The organism is Microvirga sesbaniae, from assembly GCF_025460805.1.
Classification (GTDB): domain Bacteria; phylum Pseudomonadota; class Alphaproteobacteria; order Rhizobiales; family Beijerinckiaceae; genus Microvirga; species Microvirga sesbaniae.
The window spans coordinates 359,230-376,791 of the sequence record NZ_JAMXFJ010000001.1 but is presented as its reverse complement, the minus strand read 5'-3'; the positions used below and the strand labels follow the sequence as shown (position 1 = coordinate 376,791).

Here is a 17,562-nt window from a genome sequence, read left to right as displayed (position 1 = left end):
GTGTGGAAGCTCGAGCCATTCTGCGCTACATGAGACCCCGCGTCTTTCAGAGACTCCCATGCCCGGCATCGACGAAAACCTTCCCTTCATCCCTCTCGGCATCGCCGTGCTGACGGTCTCCGACACGCGCTCGCCGGAGGACGACAGGTCCGGCTCGACGCTCGCCGAGCGGCTCACGAAGGCCGGGCACAGGCTCGCCGACCGGGCCATCGTGCCGGACGACGTGGAGGCGATCCGCGGCAGGGTTCGGGGCTGGGTCGCCGATCCCGCGGTCGACGTGGTGATCACCACGGGCGGCACGGGCTTCACCGGCCGCGACGTGACCCCGGAGGCGATCGAGCCCCTGCTCGACAAGCGGATGGACGGTTTCTCGGCGGTCTTCCACCGCATCTCCTACGACAAGATCGGCACCTCGACGATCCAGTCGCGGGCGACGGCCGGCGTTGCCGGCACGACCTTCGTGTTCGTGCTGCCGGGCTCCCCCGGCGCCTGCAGGGACGCCTGGGACGGGATCCTGGCCCATCAGCTCGACTACCGCTACCGCCCCTGCAACTTCGTCGAGATCATGCCGCGGCTCGACGAGCATCTGAAGCGCGGAACGCCGAAAGCCTGAACGGGGCTCAGCCGAACACCGGATCGCGCTCGACGGTCGCGGCGAGACGCACGGGCATGCGCGCCCTAACCTCGTTCGCCAGCACCCGGCGATGCACCAGATCACCCGCCCGCACGGACGAGCGCCCGAACAGGCCTCGGAGCGCGTTCGCCAGGCCCGTGCGCTGACGCCGCATCCGGGCCAGACCCTGGTCGGGCCGGGACAGGACCACGAACCGGTCGAGCACCCGGATCCAGCCCTCCTGCGGGATGTCGCCGTCGTCGAGGCAGAGCAGCCAGTCGCGCCGCGCCGCCGCCGCTCCCTCGCGCCACGATCCTTTCGGCGCCACCACCAGGGTGGCGCCGACCGCGTCGGCGACCGTCGCCAGGGTGTCGTCCGGCCGCTCCGCCAGGATGACGGCATCGCCGACGAGCCCGGCGGCCACGGCCGGAACGAGGGCGCTCAAGGTGGCGGCCAGAGCCTCGGGCCCATGGGTCACGCGGACGAGAACGGTAATCATCCGAGGACTATAGCCCCGCCGGCCTCCACCGTCGCTAGCGCACCGTGCGAAAAAGTGGACGCGGTTTTTCGCCTCGAACGGTGCGCGCTTCAAGGGGTTGAGCATCGGACCCAAAAGTGGGTCCGATGCTCTAGGACATTTCTGCCGATGCGCACTTGCGTTTGTTCACTTTTTGTTCTTAAGCTTGGGCCTCCACCGACAGATTCGCACCGACCGATTCGTTCGAGGCCGCCATGAGCGTTCGCGCCAAAGATCCCGCCCGCGATCCCCTCCGCATCCGGACCGCGAGGCGCACGCCCCTCGAAGCCGCCGAGGCGGCAAGGCGGCGCATGGACGATCCGGCCTACCGGGTCGAGGTGGAGCGGCGCCGGGGCCGAGGCGCGTCCGCGAACCCGTCCGGCCGCTACGAGCCGGCGCAGCGCGAGGCCTTCGACGACGGCTGGGACATGGACGAGGAGCTTCCCGTCCTGCCGACCGAGGTGATCGTCGAGAAGCCGCGCACGATCGTCACCCGGAACGATTCGCCCGACATCCTGTTCGAGAAGTCGATCAACCCCTATCGCGGGTGCGAGCACGGCTGCGCCTATTGCTTCGCGCGGCCGACCCATGCCTTCCAGGGCCTGTCCTCGGGCCTCGACTTCGAGACCAAGATCTTCGCCAAGCCCAACGCGGCGGAGCTCCTGGAGAAGGAGCTGCGGGCCGCGAAATACGAGCCGGCCACGATCGCCCTCGGGTCCAACACGGACCCGTACCAGCCCGTGGAGCGGCGCTTCCGCATCACGCGCTCCATCCTCGAGGTGCTGGACCGGATGAACCATCCCGTCGGCATCGTGACGAAGTCGGGCCTCGTCACCCGGGATATCGACATCCTGAGCCGGATGGCCGAGCGGCAGCTCGTCAAGGTGGCGATCTCGGTCACGACCCTCGACCCGAGGCTCGCCCGCCGCATGGAGCCCCGTGCGGCCACGCCAGCCAAGCGCCTCGACACCATCCGCAGGCTCAGCGAGGCCGGCATCCCGGTCTCGGTCCTGGTGGCGCCCATCATCCCGGCGATCAACGATCACGAGATCGAGGCGATCCTGAAGGCCTGCGCCGAGGCCGGCGCCCAGGAGGCCGGCTACGTGCTCCTGCGCCTGCCGCACGACCTCAAGGACCTGATGCGCGACTGGCTGGCCGAGCATTACCCGGACAAGCTCAAGCACGTCTTCACGCTGCTGCAGGAGGCGCGCGGCGGCAAGGATTACGATGCCGCCTGGAGCACCCGCCAGTCCGGCATCGGCCCCTATGCCTGGATGCTCGGCCGGCGCTTCGAGACCACGGCCGAACGGCTCGGCCTGAACAAGCGGAACCTGCGCCTCCGCAAGGACCTTTTCGCCGTGCCGCCGGCGGAGACCGGGCAGCTGAGCCTGTTTTAGCCCGCCGTCTCGGATGAACCTGCCCCGTCATGGCCGGGCTCGTCCCGGCCATGACGGTGCGTCGAAACGCTGCGCCTTCCCGGATCCGGGCCATCGTCACGGGGGCGGTAATGCCGGCGTGGTGCGACTCTCCTGTCTGCGCGCCGGTGATGACAAGGCGGCCCGCTTGCCGCTTTCATCCCGTGCATGACCGCACCGATTCGCGCCTCCCGCCTCCCCGATCTCGGCCTCGACCGCGAGCACGCCGCCCGCGCGCAGGGCTTCACCTGCATCGCCGGTCTCGACGAGGTCGGGCGCGGGCCGCTGGCCGGCCCGGTTGTGTCGGCCGCGGTGGTGCTCGACCTCGACCGCGTGCCGCAGGGCCTGGCCGATTCAAAAGCCCTGACGGCGGCAAGGCGCGAGGCGCTGTTCACCGAAATCCTCGCCACCTCCCACGTGGGAATCGCCTCGGTGTCGCATCGGGACATCGACAGCATCAACATTCGCCAGGCCTCGCTGCTCGCCATGTGCCGGGCGCTCGCGGCGCTGCCCTGCCGGCCCGACATGGCCTTCGTCGACGGCAACGACCCGCCGGCCCTGCCCTGCGCCACGGAAGCGGTCGTCAAGGGCGATTCGCGCATCGCCTCCATCGCGGCCGCGTCCATCGTGGCCAAGGTGGTCCGCGACCGCATGATGGCGCGGCTCGGGCTCGCTTACCCCGCCTACGGGTTTGCCAGCAATGCCGGCTACAGCACCAAGGCTCATCTCACGGTGATCGCCAGCGAGGGTCCCTGCCCGTTCCACCGCATGAGTTTTTCACCCCTGCGCCAAGGGTTACTGGATCTGTAACCTCCCTTAACGCTGATTAACGGAAAAACCCAATCTTTTCAGCATGTAGGCAAGTTTTGCCGATCCAAAATATTTGCATTTTCTCGGGTTTGGAAACCTCCTCTTTACCCTATCCCATCATGATCCGGAGTGTCAGTTGCGTAACCGGTGATCACCCATGGGTACCTTGCGTACCGGGGCTGCCGGCGCCGCCTCCCGGATCCATGTCTCGCGTACCGGGCGGTCTGCGCCGGCTCCTCGGACGGGGCGTCAAACGCCCCTCTCCGTTCTGCCGCCGTCTCTTCCTCTCAATGAGATCCTTCTCGGCGACTGCATCGCCAATCTCGAGAAGCTTCCCCCTGAGAGCGTGGACGTGGTCTTCGCGGATCCGCCTTACAATCTCCAGCTCGAACAGGCGCTGACGCGCCCCGACCAGAGCCTCGTCGACGCGGTCGACGACGACTGGGACAAGTTCGCGAGCTTTGCCGATTACGACGCGTTCACCCGCGCCTGGCTTCTCGCCGTGCGCCGCGTGATGAAGAAGAACGCGACGCTCTGGGTCATCGGCTCCTACCACAACATCTTCCGCGTGGGCGCGGCGCTCCAGGACCTGAACTTCTGGATCCTCAACGACATCGTGTGGCGCAAGGCCAACCCGATGCCGAACTTCAAGGGCCGCCGCTTCACCAACGCGCACGAGACCATGATCTGGGCCTCGAAGAGCGCGGATTCGAAGGGCTATACGTTCCATTACGATGCGCTGAAAGCCGGCAACGAAGACGTGCAGATGCGCTCGGACTGGTTCATCCCCATCTGCACGGGCGACGAGCGCCTGAAGGATGCGCAGGGCCGCAAGGTCCATCCGACCCAGAAGCCCGAGGCCCTGCTCGCGCGGATCCTGCTCTCCTCGTCCAATCCCGGCGACGTGGTGCTCGATCCCTTCTTCGGCTCCGGCACGACGGGCGCGGTCGCCAAGATGCTGGGCCGCAGCTTCATCGGCCTGGAGCGGGATCCGACCTACGCCAAGGCGGCGCGCGCCCGGATCGACGGGGTCGAGCCGCTCTCCGACGTATCGATCGCAGCTGCGCCCGAAAAGCGCACCGAGGTGCGCGTGCCGTTCCTGTCGCTCGTCGAGGCGGGCCATGTGAAGCCGGGCGAGACCCTGGTGGACGAGCGGCGCCGCCACAAGGCGGTGGTGCGCGCCGACGGGACCGTGGCGCTCGGCGCCATCGTGGGCTCGATCCACAAGATCGGCGCCCTGACCCAGGGCTTCCCCTCCTGCAACGGCTGGACCTTCTGGCACGTGGAGCGGCAGGGCAAGCTCGTGTCGATCGACACGTTCCGGGCGAAGGTGCGCGCCGAATTGGCCGCTTGACCTTTGCGGCGATTTGGACTTTTCGAGAGGGCCAGCCCAAAGCTGGCCCTTTTCGTTTCCCGCACTAACCTTTCGTCACAGAGGCGTCATCTGATACCGCTAGCGCGGGGCAGGCCTTGCCAACCGAGAGGACTGTCCCGTGTCCACCAAGCGCATTCTCCTGTCCCTTCTTGCCGCCCTCGTGCCCGCCGTCGCGCAGGCCCAGGGGCTCTCCGGCAACCTCGTCCTCTACACGAGCCAGCCCAACACCGACGCGCAGCAGACCATCGACGCGTTCAAGGCCAGGAATCCGGGGGTCAACGTCACGTTCGTGCGCGACGGGACCCCGAAGATCCTCGCCAAGCTGAGCGCCGAGTTCGAAGCCGGGCAGCCCCAGGCCGACGTGCTGCTCATCGCCGACAGCGTCACCATGGAGGGCCTCAAGAAGGAGGACCGCCTCCTGGCGCACGAGAAGGCCGACGTCTCGGCCTATCCGGCGGGCACGCACGACCCGCAGAAATTCTGGTTCGCCACCAAGCTGATCACCACGGGCATCGCCTACAACACGAAGGCGGCCTTCAGGCCGACCTCGTGGCAGGACCTCACCCGGCCGGAGGTCAAGGGCCAGCTCGTCATGCCGAGCCCGCTCACCTCGGGGGCGGCCCTCATCCACGCCGCGACCCTCACCGGCACCATGGACGGCGGCTGGAAATACTACGAGGCGCTCAAGGACAACGACGCCGTCGCGGGCGGCGGCAACGGCGACGTGCTCAAGCAGGTGGCCGGCGGCCAGAAGCTCTACGGCGTCATCGTCGACTACATGCCGATCCGCGAGAAGGCCAAGGGTGCGCCGATCGAGTTCGTGTTCCCGAAGGAGGGCGTCTCCGCCGTGTCCGAGCCCGTCGCCATCCTCAAGACCACCAAGAACCCGGAGGCCGCCCGCGCCTTCGTGGACTTCCTGCTCTCGAAGGAGGGCCAGGAACTGGCGCTCAAGCAGGGCTACATCGCGGCTCATCCGGCCGTCGCGCTGCCGGCCGGCTATCCGGCCCGCGAGCAGATCAAGGTCATGAGCTTCGACGCCGCCAGGGCGCTCGCCGACGAGACCAAGAACAAGGCGGCCTTCGCCGACATCTTCGGACAGTGAGACGTCGCGCCCAAAGCAGGTCGTTCCTGGAGCGGGGAGGTTTCGGCCTCCACGCTCTTGTCGCTTTGATCGTCGTCGCCTTCGACGTGCTGCCCGCCCTGCGGCTGCTGTGGGCCGCGCTCCTTCCCGGGGGCGTCCTCAACCCCGACGCCATGCTGGCGGCCCTGTCGAGCCGGTCGGCGGTGCGGGCCGCGCAGGCCTCGCTGGAAACGGCGCTGCTGTCGGGTTTCCTGGCCGTTCCGCTGGGCACCGCGATGGCGCTCGTCCTCGGCGTCACAGACGTCCGCCGGCGGCGCGTCGCGTCATTCCTGTTCGTCCTGTCGGTGATGATCTCGCCCCAGGTGATCGCCCTCGCCTTCCTGCATCTCGCCGGTCCGGCCTCGCCGATCCTGAACACCCTCGGCCTCGCGCCCGAGGCGGGCAGCGCCAATCCGATGATGGGACGCGGCGGCATCATCCTGGTGCTCGGCCTGCACCATGCTCCCCTCGTCTACGTGGTGATGAGCGCCGGGCTGAAGCGCATACCGCTGGCGGTCGTCGAAGCGGCCCGCATCGACGGGGCGCGGCCGTTCCGGATCCTCACCGACCACGTGATGCCGCTGCTGCGCCCCCATCTCGCCGGCGCGGCCCTGCTCGCCTTCGTGGCGGGAATCGGCAATTTCGGCATTCCCGCGCTGCTCGGCGCGCCCGTGAACTATCTGACGCTTCCCGTCCTCATCTACCGGCGGCTGTCGAGCTTCGGCACCGACATGATCGGCGATGTGTCGGCGCTCGGCCTTCTCGTCGCGGCCATCGCGATCCTCGGCGTCGCCGCAAGCCAGGTCCTGATGCGCCGGGACGGCGTGCAGCTCGAGGACGATGCGCCCCTGAAGCCGTTCTGGGGCCTCGGCCGCAGGCGCGTCGCGCCGGAGATCTTCGTCGGCCTCGTCCTCGCCGTCACGCTGGTCCTGCCGATACTGTCCCTTATGGCCTCCGCGCTCGTGCCGTCCTACGGCATGGCGCTGTCGCCTGCGACGATCACCCTCGACAACTTCGTCGAGGTGCTGGCCCGTCAGGACGTGACGATCCGCGCCTTCACCAACTCGTTCCTCTATGCCGGCGGCGCAGCCGGCCTGCTCGCCGGGCTCGCGGTGCCCCTCGCCTACGGGCTGGTCCGCCTGATGGGGCGGGCCCGCCTCCTGGCCGTGTCCCTGCTCGAGATCGCCTACGTGCTGCCGGGCATCGTGCTCGCCATCGCGTGCATTCTCCTGTTCCTGAAGCCGCTGCCGCTCCTGGGGTTCTCGCTCTACGCGACCCCGTGGATCATCGTGTTCGCCTATCTCGCCCGCTTCCTCCCGGTGGCGCTCAAGCCCGTGCTGGCCGGCATGGTGCAGGTCGACGTCGCGCAGGAGGAGGCCGCCGCCATCGACGGCGCCCGCCTGGCGCAACGGCTCTTCGGCATCGTGCTCCCGTCCCTGCTGCCCGCGGCGGTCGCCGGCGGGCTGATGGCGTTCCTGCTCGCCTTCAGCGAGCTCACCGTCTCGGCCCTGCTCTGGTCGGCCGGAACGGAGACCATCGGGGTGGTGCTCTACAACCTCGAAGAGGCAGGCCTCGCGAGCCAGGCCTCCGCGGTCGCCGTCGTGATCGTGGCCGTGGTGACGGCCGCCATGCTCGTCCTCGATGCGCTGGGCCGCTACCTGCCGGCCGGAGCCCTGCCCTGGCAGAGCGCCATGGAGGACGAGGCGCGGACGAACCGCGAACCGGCTCGGGCGCCCGCCCGCCCGCCGGTCCTCGACCGGCTCGAGCCGAAGGCCGCGCTGAGCCCGTAACCTCCTCCTCCCCCTCGTCCACGTCAGGGCCGGGCTCGTCTCGGCCATGCGGCCCGGACAAGCGCAGCGTTCGAAACGATCGGGCTCCCCGTCAAAACTGACGAGGTGCCGCGCGCTCCTGGCGGGCTGCGCGGGAACCGCCGCGCCGCGATGGTAGGGGCCGGTCCTCACGCCGGAACATTCCCCTATGCCGAACCCGGTTCAACCCTTTAGCATCCTGTCATGGCTTCTTCGTCTCTCGATCCCTTCCGCCTCGCCTTCACGGAACCGTCCTGGGACGACCTGCGGATCTTTCTCGCCGTGGTGGCTCATGGATCGATGAACAGCGCCGCGAAGGCGCTGGGCCAGAGCCAGCCGACGATCGCGCGGCGCGTCAAGGTGCTGGAGGAGACGCTGGGCCTCTCCCTGTTCCAGCGCGGCCCGAACAACCTCGAGCTGACGGAAGCGGGTCAGGCGGTCCTCGAGGCCGCCGCCCCCATGGGCGAGGCGGCCGCCGTGGTATCGCGCACCGCCGCCGCCTACAGGCCCGACCCGGACGCGCCGGTGCGGGTCACGGCCACCGCGTCGGTGACGCTGTTCCTCTCGCTCTATGCGGCGGAGCTGCACGAAGCCGCTTCTCCCGTGGAGATCGCCTATCTCCCGACCCGGCGCCGGCTCGATCTCGCGTCCGGCGAGGCCGATATCGGCCTGCGGATGCGCAACCTGCCGGAGGGCACGGACGATCTCGTGGCCCGCAAGATCGGGCAGATCGCCTTCGCCATGTATGCCCGCACGGAAAACCCCGCTTCCGTCATCGCGCCGCCGGAGGATCCGACTCTCTCGCGTCAGGCCGCCTATGTGGCCGAGTTCGCGCAGGGCCGCACCATCGCGGCCCGGATCGGCGACATGCCGATCCGCTACCAGGCCGCCAAGGCGGGCCTCGGCGCCGCCTTCCTCCCGTGCTGGCTCGGCGATTCGGACCCGGACCTGATCCAGATCACGAAGCCGGAGGGCGACCTGGTCGAGGACGTGTTCCTGGTCATGCACCGGCGCAGCCGCAGCCGCCCCAACGTGGCCCGGGTGGCGAATGCGCTGGCGGGCCTGTTCAAGCGGAACCAGAAGGCCCTGGTGGGCGGGTGACGTGCCTGCGTCAGAGAGGCGGAAGGCCGCAGGATGGCCGGGGCGGGGCCGGTCATGACGGGAAAGAAGAGCCCGGCCTCACGCCCCCTTCGCCGGCTTCCCGCTCTTCGTCTTCCCGGCCGGAATATCCCCCAGCGCGTGCGCCAGCACCTTCTTCATGGCGCCGGGCAGCGCCTCCTCGTGCAGTTGCAGGCGCGGGGTCCAGCGCATGTCCTCCGGGGCAGGCGTGCCCTTGGACACCTTGGCGAACAACACGGTCAGCTCGAGCGGAAAATGCGTGAAGACGTGCCGGACAATGCCCGGCAGCCGCTGCCACCGCGCCTCGATGGGCGCGTCGAGCACGGCCCGGGATGGCTCATAGTCGGGCATCCATTCGCTCGTGGGCGGCTCCGCCATGCCGCCGAGGAGCCCCTGCGGCGGGCGGGTGCGCAGCAGGATCGTGTCGTCGGCGCGCAGCACCACGAAGGCCGCTCCCTTGCGCAGCGGCCCGGCCTCCTTCTTCTGCTTCTTCGGGAAGGCCTCCTGCAGGCCCTCCGCCCGGGCCCGGCAGGGCACCATCCAGGGGCAGAGCGCGCAGGCCGGGCGCTTGGGCGTGCAGATGGTGGCGCCGAGATCCATCACGGCCTGGGCGAAGTCGCCCGGCCGGTCCGCCGGCACCAGCGCTTCCGTGAGCGACCGAATCAGGGGCTTGGCCTTGGGCAGCGGCTCCTCGACCATGAAGACGCGGGACATCACCCGCTCCACGTTGCCGTCGACCGCGGCCGCCTTCTCGTCGAACGCGATGGCCGCGACCGCCGCCGCCGTATAGGCGCCGATGCCCGGAAGCTTCAGGAGCTCGGCCTCGGTGCCCGGAAAATGCCCGCCATGCTTGTCCATGACCGCCTTGGCGCAGGCATGGAGGTTGCGGGCGCGGGAATAATAGCCGAGGCCGGCCCAGGCCTGCATCACCGAATCGGCCGGCGCCTCGGCGAGAGCCTCGACGGTCGGGAATCGCTCAAGGAAGTTCAAATAGTAGGGACGGACCGCCGTCACGGTGGTCTGCTGCAGCATGATCTCGGACAGCCAGACCCGGTAGGGGTCGGCGGTCACGCCGGGCTTCGCGCGCCACGGCAGGTCGCGCCGGTGGCGGTCGTACCAGGCGAGAAGGTCCTGCGGGTCGGGCTTGGTCGCGCTCGCGGCGGGCGTTAACATGGGATTTGGAATAGCGTTCTACACGGAATATTCCAACGCGGCTTTTGGACATTCAACATGAGACGCCCAAGGCCTTTGGCCCGCCCCCTCGCCGAGTTTCTCGACGTCTGCCTGTCCCCCAGCCTGGCGGCGCAGGGCTTCGCCACGTCCGACATCATCATGGCCTGGCCGGACATCGTCGGCGAGCGCCTGTCCGCCTTCACCCAGCCGCTCAAGATCGAGTGGAAGCGCAAGGCCCCCCACGCCGACCCGGAGGCGCGGCCGGATCCGGCCACCCTCGTGATCCGGGTCGAGAGCGCCTTCGCGCTCGAGATGCAGCACCTCGCCCCCACGGTCATCGACCGGGTGAACACCCATTACGGCTGGCGCTGCATCGGCAAGCTGGTGCTGAAACAAGGGCCCGTGCGGCGGGTTGAGAAGAAGCGCCCCGTCGCCCGCCCCCTCACCTCCGCGGAGAGGGAGAAGGTGGACAGGGCCGTCGAGCCCATCCGGGAGGAATCCCTGAAGGCGGCGCTCGACCGGCTGGGCCAGGCCATCGTCAGCTCCGGTTCACGCACGAAAGCGTGAGATGGCGGGCGCTTGCCACGAAGGCCAAGTCATTTTACCGCAAGTCATTCGTCCGCAGGACGAAATCTCTTCAGGAGCCTCCCCACGATGATCACCCGGCGTCAGACGCTTCAGCTTCTCGGAACCGCAGCCGCGACCGCCTATTTCGCCACGAGCCTTCCGGCCTTCGCCCAGAACGTGGCCGCCCAGGACCTGGCGGTCCAGGGGCCCCTGGGGGATGTGGCCCTGGGGCCGGACAACGCCAAGGTGACGATCATCGAGTACGCCTCGCTGACCTGCTCCCACTGCGCGAACTTCCACAAGACCACCTGGCCGGAGCTGAAGAAGCGCTACATCGACACCGGCAAGGTCCGCTTCGTCCTGCGCGAGTTCCCCCTGGATCCCCTCGCCACGGCGGGTTTCATGCTCGCCCGCTACGACGGCAACGACAAGTATTACCCGATCACGGACCTGCTGTTCGAGCAGCAGCGGAACTGGGCCTTCGTGGACAAGCCGCTCGACGCCCTGCGCGGGCTCATGCGACAGGCGGGTTTTTCACAGGAAAAATTTGACGCTTGCCTCAAGGACCAGAAACTATATGACGCAGTCAATGCGGTGAAGAACCGGGCTATGGAGCAGTTCAAAGTGGACTCCACGCCCACTTTCTTCATCAATGGTGAGCGCCATCCTGGAAGCCTGTCGATCGATGAGCTTGAGAAGATCATCAAGCCGATTCTCGGAGAATAAGCTCCATCGCCTGCCCCCCGCGGGGCGGGACGGAAAGGCGCGTCCATGAAGCTGACGCGCCTTCGCATTGCGGGCTTCAAGACCTTCGTCGAGCCCACCGACTTCCTCATCGAGCCCGGCCTGACCGGCGTCGTCGGGCCGAACGGCTGCGGCAAGTCCAACCTCGTCGAGGCCCTGCGCTGGGTCATGGGAGAGAACTCCCACAAGAACATGCGCGCGACGGGCATGGACGATGTCATCTTCTCCGGCTCCGGCGGCCGCCCGGCCCGCAACTGGGCCGAGGTGATGCTCACCATCGACAACGGCGAGCGCACCGCGCCCGCGGCCTTCAACGACACGGACCTTCTCGAAATCTCGCGCAAGATCGAGCGCGAGGAAGGCTCGACCTACCGGGTCAACGGCAAGGAAGTCCGCGCCCGCGACGTGCAGATCCTGTTCGCCGACGCGGCCACGGGCGCCCGGTCGCCGGCCCTCGTCCGCCAGGGCCAGATCAGCGAGATCATTTCGGCCAAGCCACAGGCCCGGCGCCGCATCCTGGAGGATGCCGCCGGCATCGCAGGCCTCCACGCCCGCCGGCACGAGGCGGAGCTGCGCCTCAAGGCCGCCGAGGACAACCTGGTCCGCGTCGAGGACGTGATCCGCGAGCTGGAAAGCCAGATCGAGAGCCTGAAGCGCCAGGGCCGCCAGGCCTCCCGGTACAAGAACCTCTCGGCCGAGATCCGGCGCCTGGAAGCCCTGATGTACGCCATCAGCTTCGCCGAGGCGCGGGAGCAGGCCGCCACCGCCGAGCGCCAGGTGGCCGAGGATCTCAAGGCGGTGGCCGACGCCACCGAGGAGCAGACCCGGGCGGCCACCGCCCAGGCGGTCGCGGCCCATGGCCTCCCGGCCCTGCGGCAGGCGGAAGCCGCCGCGGCCGCCGCCCTGCAGCGGCTGACCCATGCCCGCAACGAGCTCGAATCGGAGGAGCGCCGGTCCAAGGAGCGCGTGGTCGAGCTGGAGCGCCATATCGGCGACCTGAACCGGGACATCGCCCGCGAGGCGGCGCAGCGCGGCGACGCGGAGGCCACGATCGAGCGCCTTCAGTCGGAAGCCGCCGAGATCTCGCTCACCACCGACGGGGCGGACGATGCCCGCGCCGAGGCCGAGGAGCGCCTCCAGGGCGCCGAAGCCGAGCTGGCGGAAGCCGAATCCGCCCTGAGCGCTCTTCAGGCCCAGACCTCCGACCTGAACGCCCGCCGGGCCGCCCTGGAGCGCGCCGTGCGCGAGGAGCTGGAGCGCGCCGCCCGTTTCCGATCCGAGAAGGAGCGGCTCGAGCGCGAGATCGCGGCGCTCTCCGCCCCGTCCGACGAAGGCCCCTCCCTGGACGACCTGCGCGAGGACATGGCGATCGCCGAGGACACCGCCCAGGGCGCCGAAGAGGCGGTGATCGGCGCACGCGAGACCCTGTCGGACGCCCGCGAGGCCGAGAGTCGCCTGCGCCAGCCCCTCAACGAGGCCGAGCGCAAGGCGCAGCGCCTCGAGACCGAGGCGCGCACCCTCGCCAAGCTGGTGACCTCCGCGACCGGCGACCTCTGGCCCCCGGCCGTCGACCAGATCACGGTCCAGAAGGGCTACGAGACGGCCCTGGGCGCAGCCCTGGGTGACGATCTCGAAGCCTCGGTCAATCCGTCCGCCCCGCACCACTGGGCCGAGACCCACGCCGGCGAGGACGATCCGGCCCTGCCGGACGGCGTCCGCTCCCTGGCGGACCTCGCCCGGGCGCCCGCGGCCCTGCAGCGCCGCCTGCGCCAGATCGGCGTGGTGAGCAAGGAGGACGGCCTGCGCCTGCGCGGCCTGCTGAAGCCCGGCCAGCGCCTTGTCACGCAGGCAGGCGATCTGTGGCGCTGGGACGGGTTCACGGCCGCCGCCGAGGCGCCCTCCCCGGCGGCCCGCCGCCTCGCGGAGAAGAACCGCCTCGGGGATCTGGAGCGCGAGGCCGCCGAGGCCCGCGAGCAGGCCGAGCACCTGCGCCACGAGGCGGAGGCGGCCCAGGACGCGGTCCGCCGGGCGGCCTCCCATGAGACGCAGGCCATCGAGGCCGCCCGCCAGGCCCGGCAGGCGCTCGATGCCGCCCGCGCGCGCCTCGCCGCCGCCGAGCGCAAGGAGGCCGAGCTCGGCCAGCGCCGCTCGGCCCTGCAGGAAGGCCTCGCCCGCCTGTCCGAGAGCGAGGCGGAGGCCCTGGAGCGCGTGCAGGACGCCGAGAGCGCCCTGCAGGACCTCGCCCCGGCGCCGGATCTGGAAAGCCGCCTGCTCGAGGAGCGCACCCGCGTGGCCGAGCGCCGGGCGGCCGCCTCCGAGGCCCGGGCCGCCCTGCAATCCCTCATGCACGAAGCCGAACTGCGCCGCCGGCGGCAGGAGGCGATCGCGGCCGACATCCGCCTCTGGACCGAGCGGGCGGGACGCGCCGCCAAGGCGTTCGAGGATCTGGGCGAGCGCCTCGAGCGCGCGCAGGACGAGCACCAGCGCCTGCTGGAGGCCCCCGACACCTACCTGCAGCGCCGCCGCGCCCTCATGGCCGAGGTGGAAGAAGCCGAGGCCAAGCGCAAGGAAGCGGCCGACCATCTGGCCGATGCCGAGACGGGCCTGGCCGAGTCGGATCGCGCGGCCCGCGCGGCCCTCGAAGCCTTGTCGGCGGCCCGCGAATCGCGCGCCGGATCCCAGGCCCGCCACGAGGCCGCGGTGGCCCGCCTGGCGGAGATCACCCGCGCCATCGCGGAGAACCTGGAGACGACGCCGGCCGGGCTCATCGAGCTCGCCGGCCTGAAGGAAGCGACCGACCTGCCCTCCCACGGCGAGATCGAATCGAAGCTGCACTCCCTCAAGAACGACCGGGAGCGCCTCGGCGCCGTCAACCTGCGCGCCGACGAGGAGCTCAGCGAGCTCGAGACCAAGTACAACGGCATCGCGGGCGAGCGCGACGATCTCGTCGAGGCCATCAAGCGCCTGCGCCAGGCCATCGGCAGCCTCAACCGCGAGGGCCGCGAGCGCCTGCTTGCCGCCTTCGACGTGGTGAACAACCATTTCAAGCGCCTGTTCGCCACCCTGTTCGGCGGCGGCACGGCGGAGCTGACCCTGGTCGATTCGGACGATCCGCTGGAAGCCGGCCTCGAGATCCTCGCCCGCCCGCCCGGCAAGAAGCCCCAGAGCATGACCCTGCTGTCCGGCGGCGAGCAGGCCCTGACGGCGACCGCGCTGATCTTCGCCGTGTTCCTCACGAATCCCTCGCCGATCTGCGTGCTCGACGAGGTGGACGCGCCCCTCGACGACGCCAACGTGGAGCGCTACTGCGCCCTCCTGGAGGACATGGCGCGCCAGACCGAGACCCGCTTCGTGGTCATCACCCACAACCCGATCACCATGGCCCGGATGGACCGTCTCTTCGGCGTCACCATGGCCGAACGGGGCGTCTCGCAGCTCGTCTCCGTGGACCTGCAGAGCGCAGAGCGCATTCTTGAGGTAGCCTAAGGCTTTCAGCCCTGCCTTGCTTCAGCCTCAAAAACATGTGCGCTTTCGGCCCGAGGGCACCTGAAAACACGGTTAATTCAATCAAATCAGACACTTGGATGTTTTCAGACGGTTCTTGACAGGGGGGACCCCCGCTCATATGGTGCGCCCGGCTTTCGGGGCTGGGCTTCCAAGCATTTTCCCGCAACGCTTCAAAGGAGATCGCAATGGCGGACCCTCACGAGCGGAACGGCGAGAATGAGCGGAAACCGGGCAGCGCCGACGAGGCCGACCTGTCAGCGAGACTGAAGTCTCTCGACGCACGGATCTCCCAAGCATCCGCGCAGCGAGCCGAGTCAGAGCCTCGCGCCCGTCCGACGTCAGATTCCCGCGCTCTCGGCCAAGCCTTCAGGCTCTCGGCCGAATTCGTTGCAGGAGTGGCGGCCGGCGGAATCCTGGGTTGGATCGTCGACCGCGTGTTCGGGACGTCCCCTTGGGGTCTGATCGTTTGTCTGATACTCGGCTTCTGCGCCGGGATGCTCAACCTGTTGCGAGCGGCCGGGATGGTCAAGTCCGCCCGGTATGACGACAAGCGGTGACGGACTTAGACTTTCGAGCGCCGAACGGCATTTGATAACATCGAACTTTGAGAGCGGATCATGGCGAGCCCGATCGAACAATTCCAGATCAAGCCCATCATTCCGGTCATCAACTTCACCAATTCGTCCCTGTTCATGATCGGCGCCGCCGCCGTGATCGTGGGCGGCCTGCTGTTCGCGACCCGCAAGCGCGCGGTCGTCCCGGGCCGCGCCCAGTCGGTCGCCGAGGTCCTGCACGATTTCGTCGCGAACACGCTGGTCGACGCGACGGGCAAGGAGGGGATGAAGTTCTTCCCCCTCGTGTTCTCGCTGTTCATGTTCGTGCTGACGGCCAACCTGCTCGGCATGATCCCGGGCTTCTTCACGGTCACCAGCCACATCATCGTCACCTTCGCCCTGGCCCTGCTCGTCATCGGCACGGTGGTGATCTACGGCTTCATGAAGCACGGCACCCACTTCCTCGGCCTCTTCGTCCCGTCGGGCGTGCCGGCCTGGCTCCTGCCCTTCATCGTGGTGATCGAGCTCATCTCGTTCCTGTCCCGGCCGATCTCGCTGTCCTTGCGTCTCTTCGCGAACATGCTCGCGGGACACATCGCGCTGAAGGTGTTCGCAGGCTTCGTGGTGGCGCTGCTCGGCGCCGGCGGTGCCCTGACGATCCTCGCTCCGCTGCCGCTCCTCATGGCGGTTGCCCTCATGGCGCTCGAGTTCCTCGTCGCCGCTCTGCAGGCCTACGTCTTCACGGTGTTGACCTGCATCTACCTCAACGACGCGCTGCACCCGGGCCACTAGGTCTGCGCCGAGTTACCCCTTCCCTCCCGATCACGGTATTCCCAAGGAGATCACAATGGATCCGGTTGCTTTCAAGTTCCTCGGCGCAGGCCTCGCCTGCATCGGCATGGGCCTCGCCGCCATGGGCGTCGGCAACATCTTCGGCAACTTCCTGTCCGGCGCTCTGCGCAACCCGTCGGCCGCCGACGGCCAGTTCGCCCGCGCGTTCATCGGCGCGGCGCTCGCGGAAGGTCTCGGCATCTTCTGCCTCGTCGTCGCTCTCGTTCTGCTCTTCACCTAATCTCACAACGGTGATCGGGAGGTCGAGGCGTGCGAACGCTTCGCCTCGACAGGAGTGACGGCGGATCGAACCGCCGTCATTCATGTTTGTAGGATTCTTTATCCGTTAGGATCTGCTCCATGGCTCAGGCTCAGACGAACCACGCCACAACAGAGGCCCCCGGCGGCGCTCACGAGGACATCGGCTTTCCGCCCTTCGAGACGGAGACCTATGCCGGTCAGCTCCTGTGGCTCGCCATCACCTTCGTGGTGCTCTACACCCTGCTCTCACGGCTGGTCCTCCCTCGCCTGGGCGGAATCATCGAGAACCGCCGCGCGATGATCGCCACCGATCTCGACGACGCGGCCGCCATGAAATCCCGCGCGGAAGAGGCCGGCAGCGCCTACGAGAAGGCCCTCGCCGAAGCCAAGGGCCGCGCCCAGGCGCTTGCCCAGGAAACCCGCTCCAAGCTCGCGGCCGAGAGCGACGCCAAGCGCAAGGCGCTCGAAGCCGACCTGAACCAGCGCCTGGCCGAGTCCGAGGCCACCATCACGGCCAAGAAGGCGGAAGCCATGAGCCACGTGGACGCCATCGCCCGCGACACGGCCTCGGCCATCATCGAGCGCCTCACCGGCAAGGCTCCGGCCCCGCAGAAGGTCGAAGCCGCTCTCAACCAGATCAAGGCCTGATCGGGAGGTCCGCATGTTACATAGCGCTGAATTCTGGGTTGCGGTCGCCTTCGTGATCTTCTGGGGCATCCTGTTCTACAAGGGCGTCCCGGGGAACGTGCTGAACCAGCTCGATTCCCGCGGCAAGCGCATCGCCGGCGAGCTGGCCGAGGCCAAGCGCCTGCGCCAGGACGCCGAGCGGCTCCTGAAGGAGTACGAGTCCAAGCGCGCCGCCGCCGAGCGCGAGGCCGCCGACATCGTGTCCACCGCCCGCGACGAGGCCGAGCGCCTCGCCCGCGAGGCCCAGGAGAAGATGGCCGACTTCGTGAAGCGCCGCACGGCCACCGCCGAGGCGAAGATCGCCCAGGCCGAGGCCCAGGCCTCCGCCGAGGTGCGCGCGGCCGCCGTGGACGCCGCCATCCGGGCCTCCGAGCGCGTCCTGCGCGACGAGATCACCGGCCCCACCGCGGCCTCGCTCGTGACGGCCGGCCTCAGCGACGTGCGCTCGAAGCTGCAGTAAG

General features: G+C 68.8%; 17 protein-coding genes. 15 read left to right on the top strand and 2 right to left on the bottom strand.

The features are described from left to right. Positions 1-58: 58 nt before the first annotated feature. Positions 59-613: a molybdenum cofactor biosynthesis protein B gene (gene moaB, locus OCW50_RS01760; protein WP_262296208.1), complete on the top strand. Its 555-nt coding sequence runs from the start codon at positions 59-61 to the stop codon at positions 611-613. Positions 614-620: 7 nt separating this feature from the next. On the opposite strand, the gene OCW50_RS01755 is transcribed toward moaB, so the two are convergent. Further along, positions 621-1,112, bottom strand: a complete 492-nt coding sequence (locus OCW50_RS01755) for a hypothetical protein (RefSeq protein WP_262296207.1) — start codon at positions 1,110-1,112, stop codon at positions 621-623. Between the two features lie 233 nt (positions 1,113-1,345). On the opposite strand from OCW50_RS01755, the gene OCW50_RS01750 reads away from it, so the two are divergent. The 6 genes from OCW50_RS01750 to OCW50_RS01725 all read left to right on the top strand — a co-directional run bounded on the left by OCW50_RS01750 (position 1,346) and on the right by OCW50_RS01725 (position 8,759). After that, on the top strand, positions 1,346-2,527 hold the full coding sequence (locus OCW50_RS01750; RefSeq protein WP_373371282.1) for a PA0069 family radical SAM protein: 1,182 nt from the start codon (positions 1,346-1,348) through the stop codon (positions 2,525-2,527). 186 nt (positions 2,528-2,713) lie between these two features. Continuing rightward, positions 2,714-3,355: a ribonuclease HII gene (gene rnhB / locus OCW50_RS01745; RefSeq protein ID WP_262296206.1), complete on the top strand. Its 642-nt coding sequence runs from the start codon at positions 2,714-2,716 to the stop codon at positions 3,353-3,355. A 157-nt stretch (positions 3,356-3,512) separates the two neighbouring features. Then, on the top strand, positions 3,513-4,709 hold the full coding sequence (locus OCW50_RS01740; RefSeq protein ID WP_262270047.1) for a site-specific DNA-methyltransferase: 1,197 nt from the start codon (positions 3,513-3,515) through the stop codon (positions 4,707-4,709). Positions 4,710-4,848: 139 nt separating this feature from the next. Further along, positions 4,849-5,832, top strand: a complete 984-nt coding sequence (locus OCW50_RS01735) for an ABC transporter substrate-binding protein (RefSeq protein WP_373371280.1) — start codon at positions 4,849-4,851, stop codon at positions 5,830-5,832. Beyond that, the gene (locus tag OCW50_RS01730; RefSeq protein WP_262296205.1) at positions 5,829-7,640 is read left to right on the top strand and encodes an ABC transporter permease; all 1,812 of its coding nucleotides are present in this window, start codon (positions 5,829-5,831) and stop codon (positions 7,638-7,640) included. The genes OCW50_RS01735 and OCW50_RS01730 overlap by 4 nt, the downstream gene beginning before the upstream one ends. A 222-nt stretch (positions 7,641-7,862) precedes the next feature. Continuing rightward, positions 7,863-8,759, top strand: a complete 897-nt coding sequence (locus OCW50_RS01725) for a LysR family transcriptional regulator (protein ID WP_262296204.1) — start codon at positions 7,863-7,865, stop codon at positions 8,757-8,759. A 78-nt stretch (positions 8,760-8,837) separates the two neighbouring features. Here the strand turns inward: OCW50_RS01725 and mutY are convergent, their stop codons facing one another. Then, positions 8,838-9,950, bottom strand: coding sequence for an A/G-specific adenine glycosylase (gene mutY, locus OCW50_RS01720; RefSeq protein ID WP_262296203.1), 1,113 nt, complete (start codon positions 9,948-9,950; stop codon positions 8,838-8,840). A 57-nt stretch (positions 9,951-10,007) separates the two neighbouring features. On the opposite strand from mutY, the gene OCW50_RS01715 reads away from it, so the two are divergent. The 8 genes from OCW50_RS01715 to OCW50_RS01680 all read left to right on the top strand — a co-directional run bounded on the left by OCW50_RS01715 (position 10,008) and on the right by OCW50_RS01680 (position 17,561). Then, positions 10,008-10,517 carry a DUF721 domain-containing protein gene (locus OCW50_RS01715; protein WP_262296202.1) on the top strand — a complete coding sequence of 170 codons (510 nt, stop codon included), beginning with the start codon at positions 10,008-10,010 and terminating at the stop codon, positions 10,515-10,517. Positions 10,518-10,604: 87 nt separating this feature from the next. Continuing rightward, entirely contained in the window at positions 10,605-11,243 is a 639-nt protein-coding gene (locus OCW50_RS01710) for a DsbA family protein (RefSeq protein WP_262270052.1), read from the top strand. Positions 11,244-11,288: 45 nt separating this feature from the next. Next, positions 11,289-14,747, top strand: coding sequence for a chromosome segregation protein SMC (gene smc, locus OCW50_RS01705; protein WP_262296201.1), 3,459 nt, complete (start codon positions 11,289-11,291; stop codon positions 14,745-14,747). Positions 14,748-14,953: 206 nt separating this feature from the next. Continuing rightward, the gene (locus tag OCW50_RS01700; protein ID WP_262270054.1) at positions 14,954-15,325 is read left to right on the top strand and encodes an AtpZ/AtpI family protein; all 372 of its coding nucleotides are present in this window, start codon (positions 14,954-14,956) and stop codon (positions 15,323-15,325) included. A gap of 60 nt (positions 15,326-15,385) precedes the next feature. Then, the gene (locus tag OCW50_RS01695; RefSeq protein ID WP_173946093.1) at positions 15,386-16,114 is read left to right on the top strand and encodes a F0F1 ATP synthase subunit A; all 729 of its coding nucleotides are present in this window, start codon (positions 15,386-15,388) and stop codon (positions 16,112-16,114) included. Positions 16,115-16,169: 55 nt separating this feature from the next. Continuing rightward, positions 16,170-16,394, top strand: a complete 225-nt coding sequence (locus OCW50_RS01690; RefSeq protein ID WP_009764739.1) for a F0F1 ATP synthase subunit C — start codon at positions 16,170-16,172, stop codon at positions 16,392-16,394. 119 nt (positions 16,395-16,513) lie between these two features. Continuing rightward, positions 16,514-17,062, top strand: coding sequence for a F0F1 ATP synthase subunit B family protein (locus tag OCW50_RS01685; RefSeq protein WP_262270055.1), 549 nt, complete (start codon positions 16,514-16,516; stop codon positions 17,060-17,062). Positions 17,063-17,075: 13 nt separating this feature from the next. Then, positions 17,076-17,561 (top strand): F0F1 ATP synthase subunit B family protein, encoded by a 486-nt coding sequence (locus OCW50_RS01680; protein WP_262270056.1) that lies wholly within the window; start codon positions 17,076-17,078, stop codon positions 17,559-17,561. The last annotated feature ends 1 nt before the right edge of the window (position 17,562 follow it).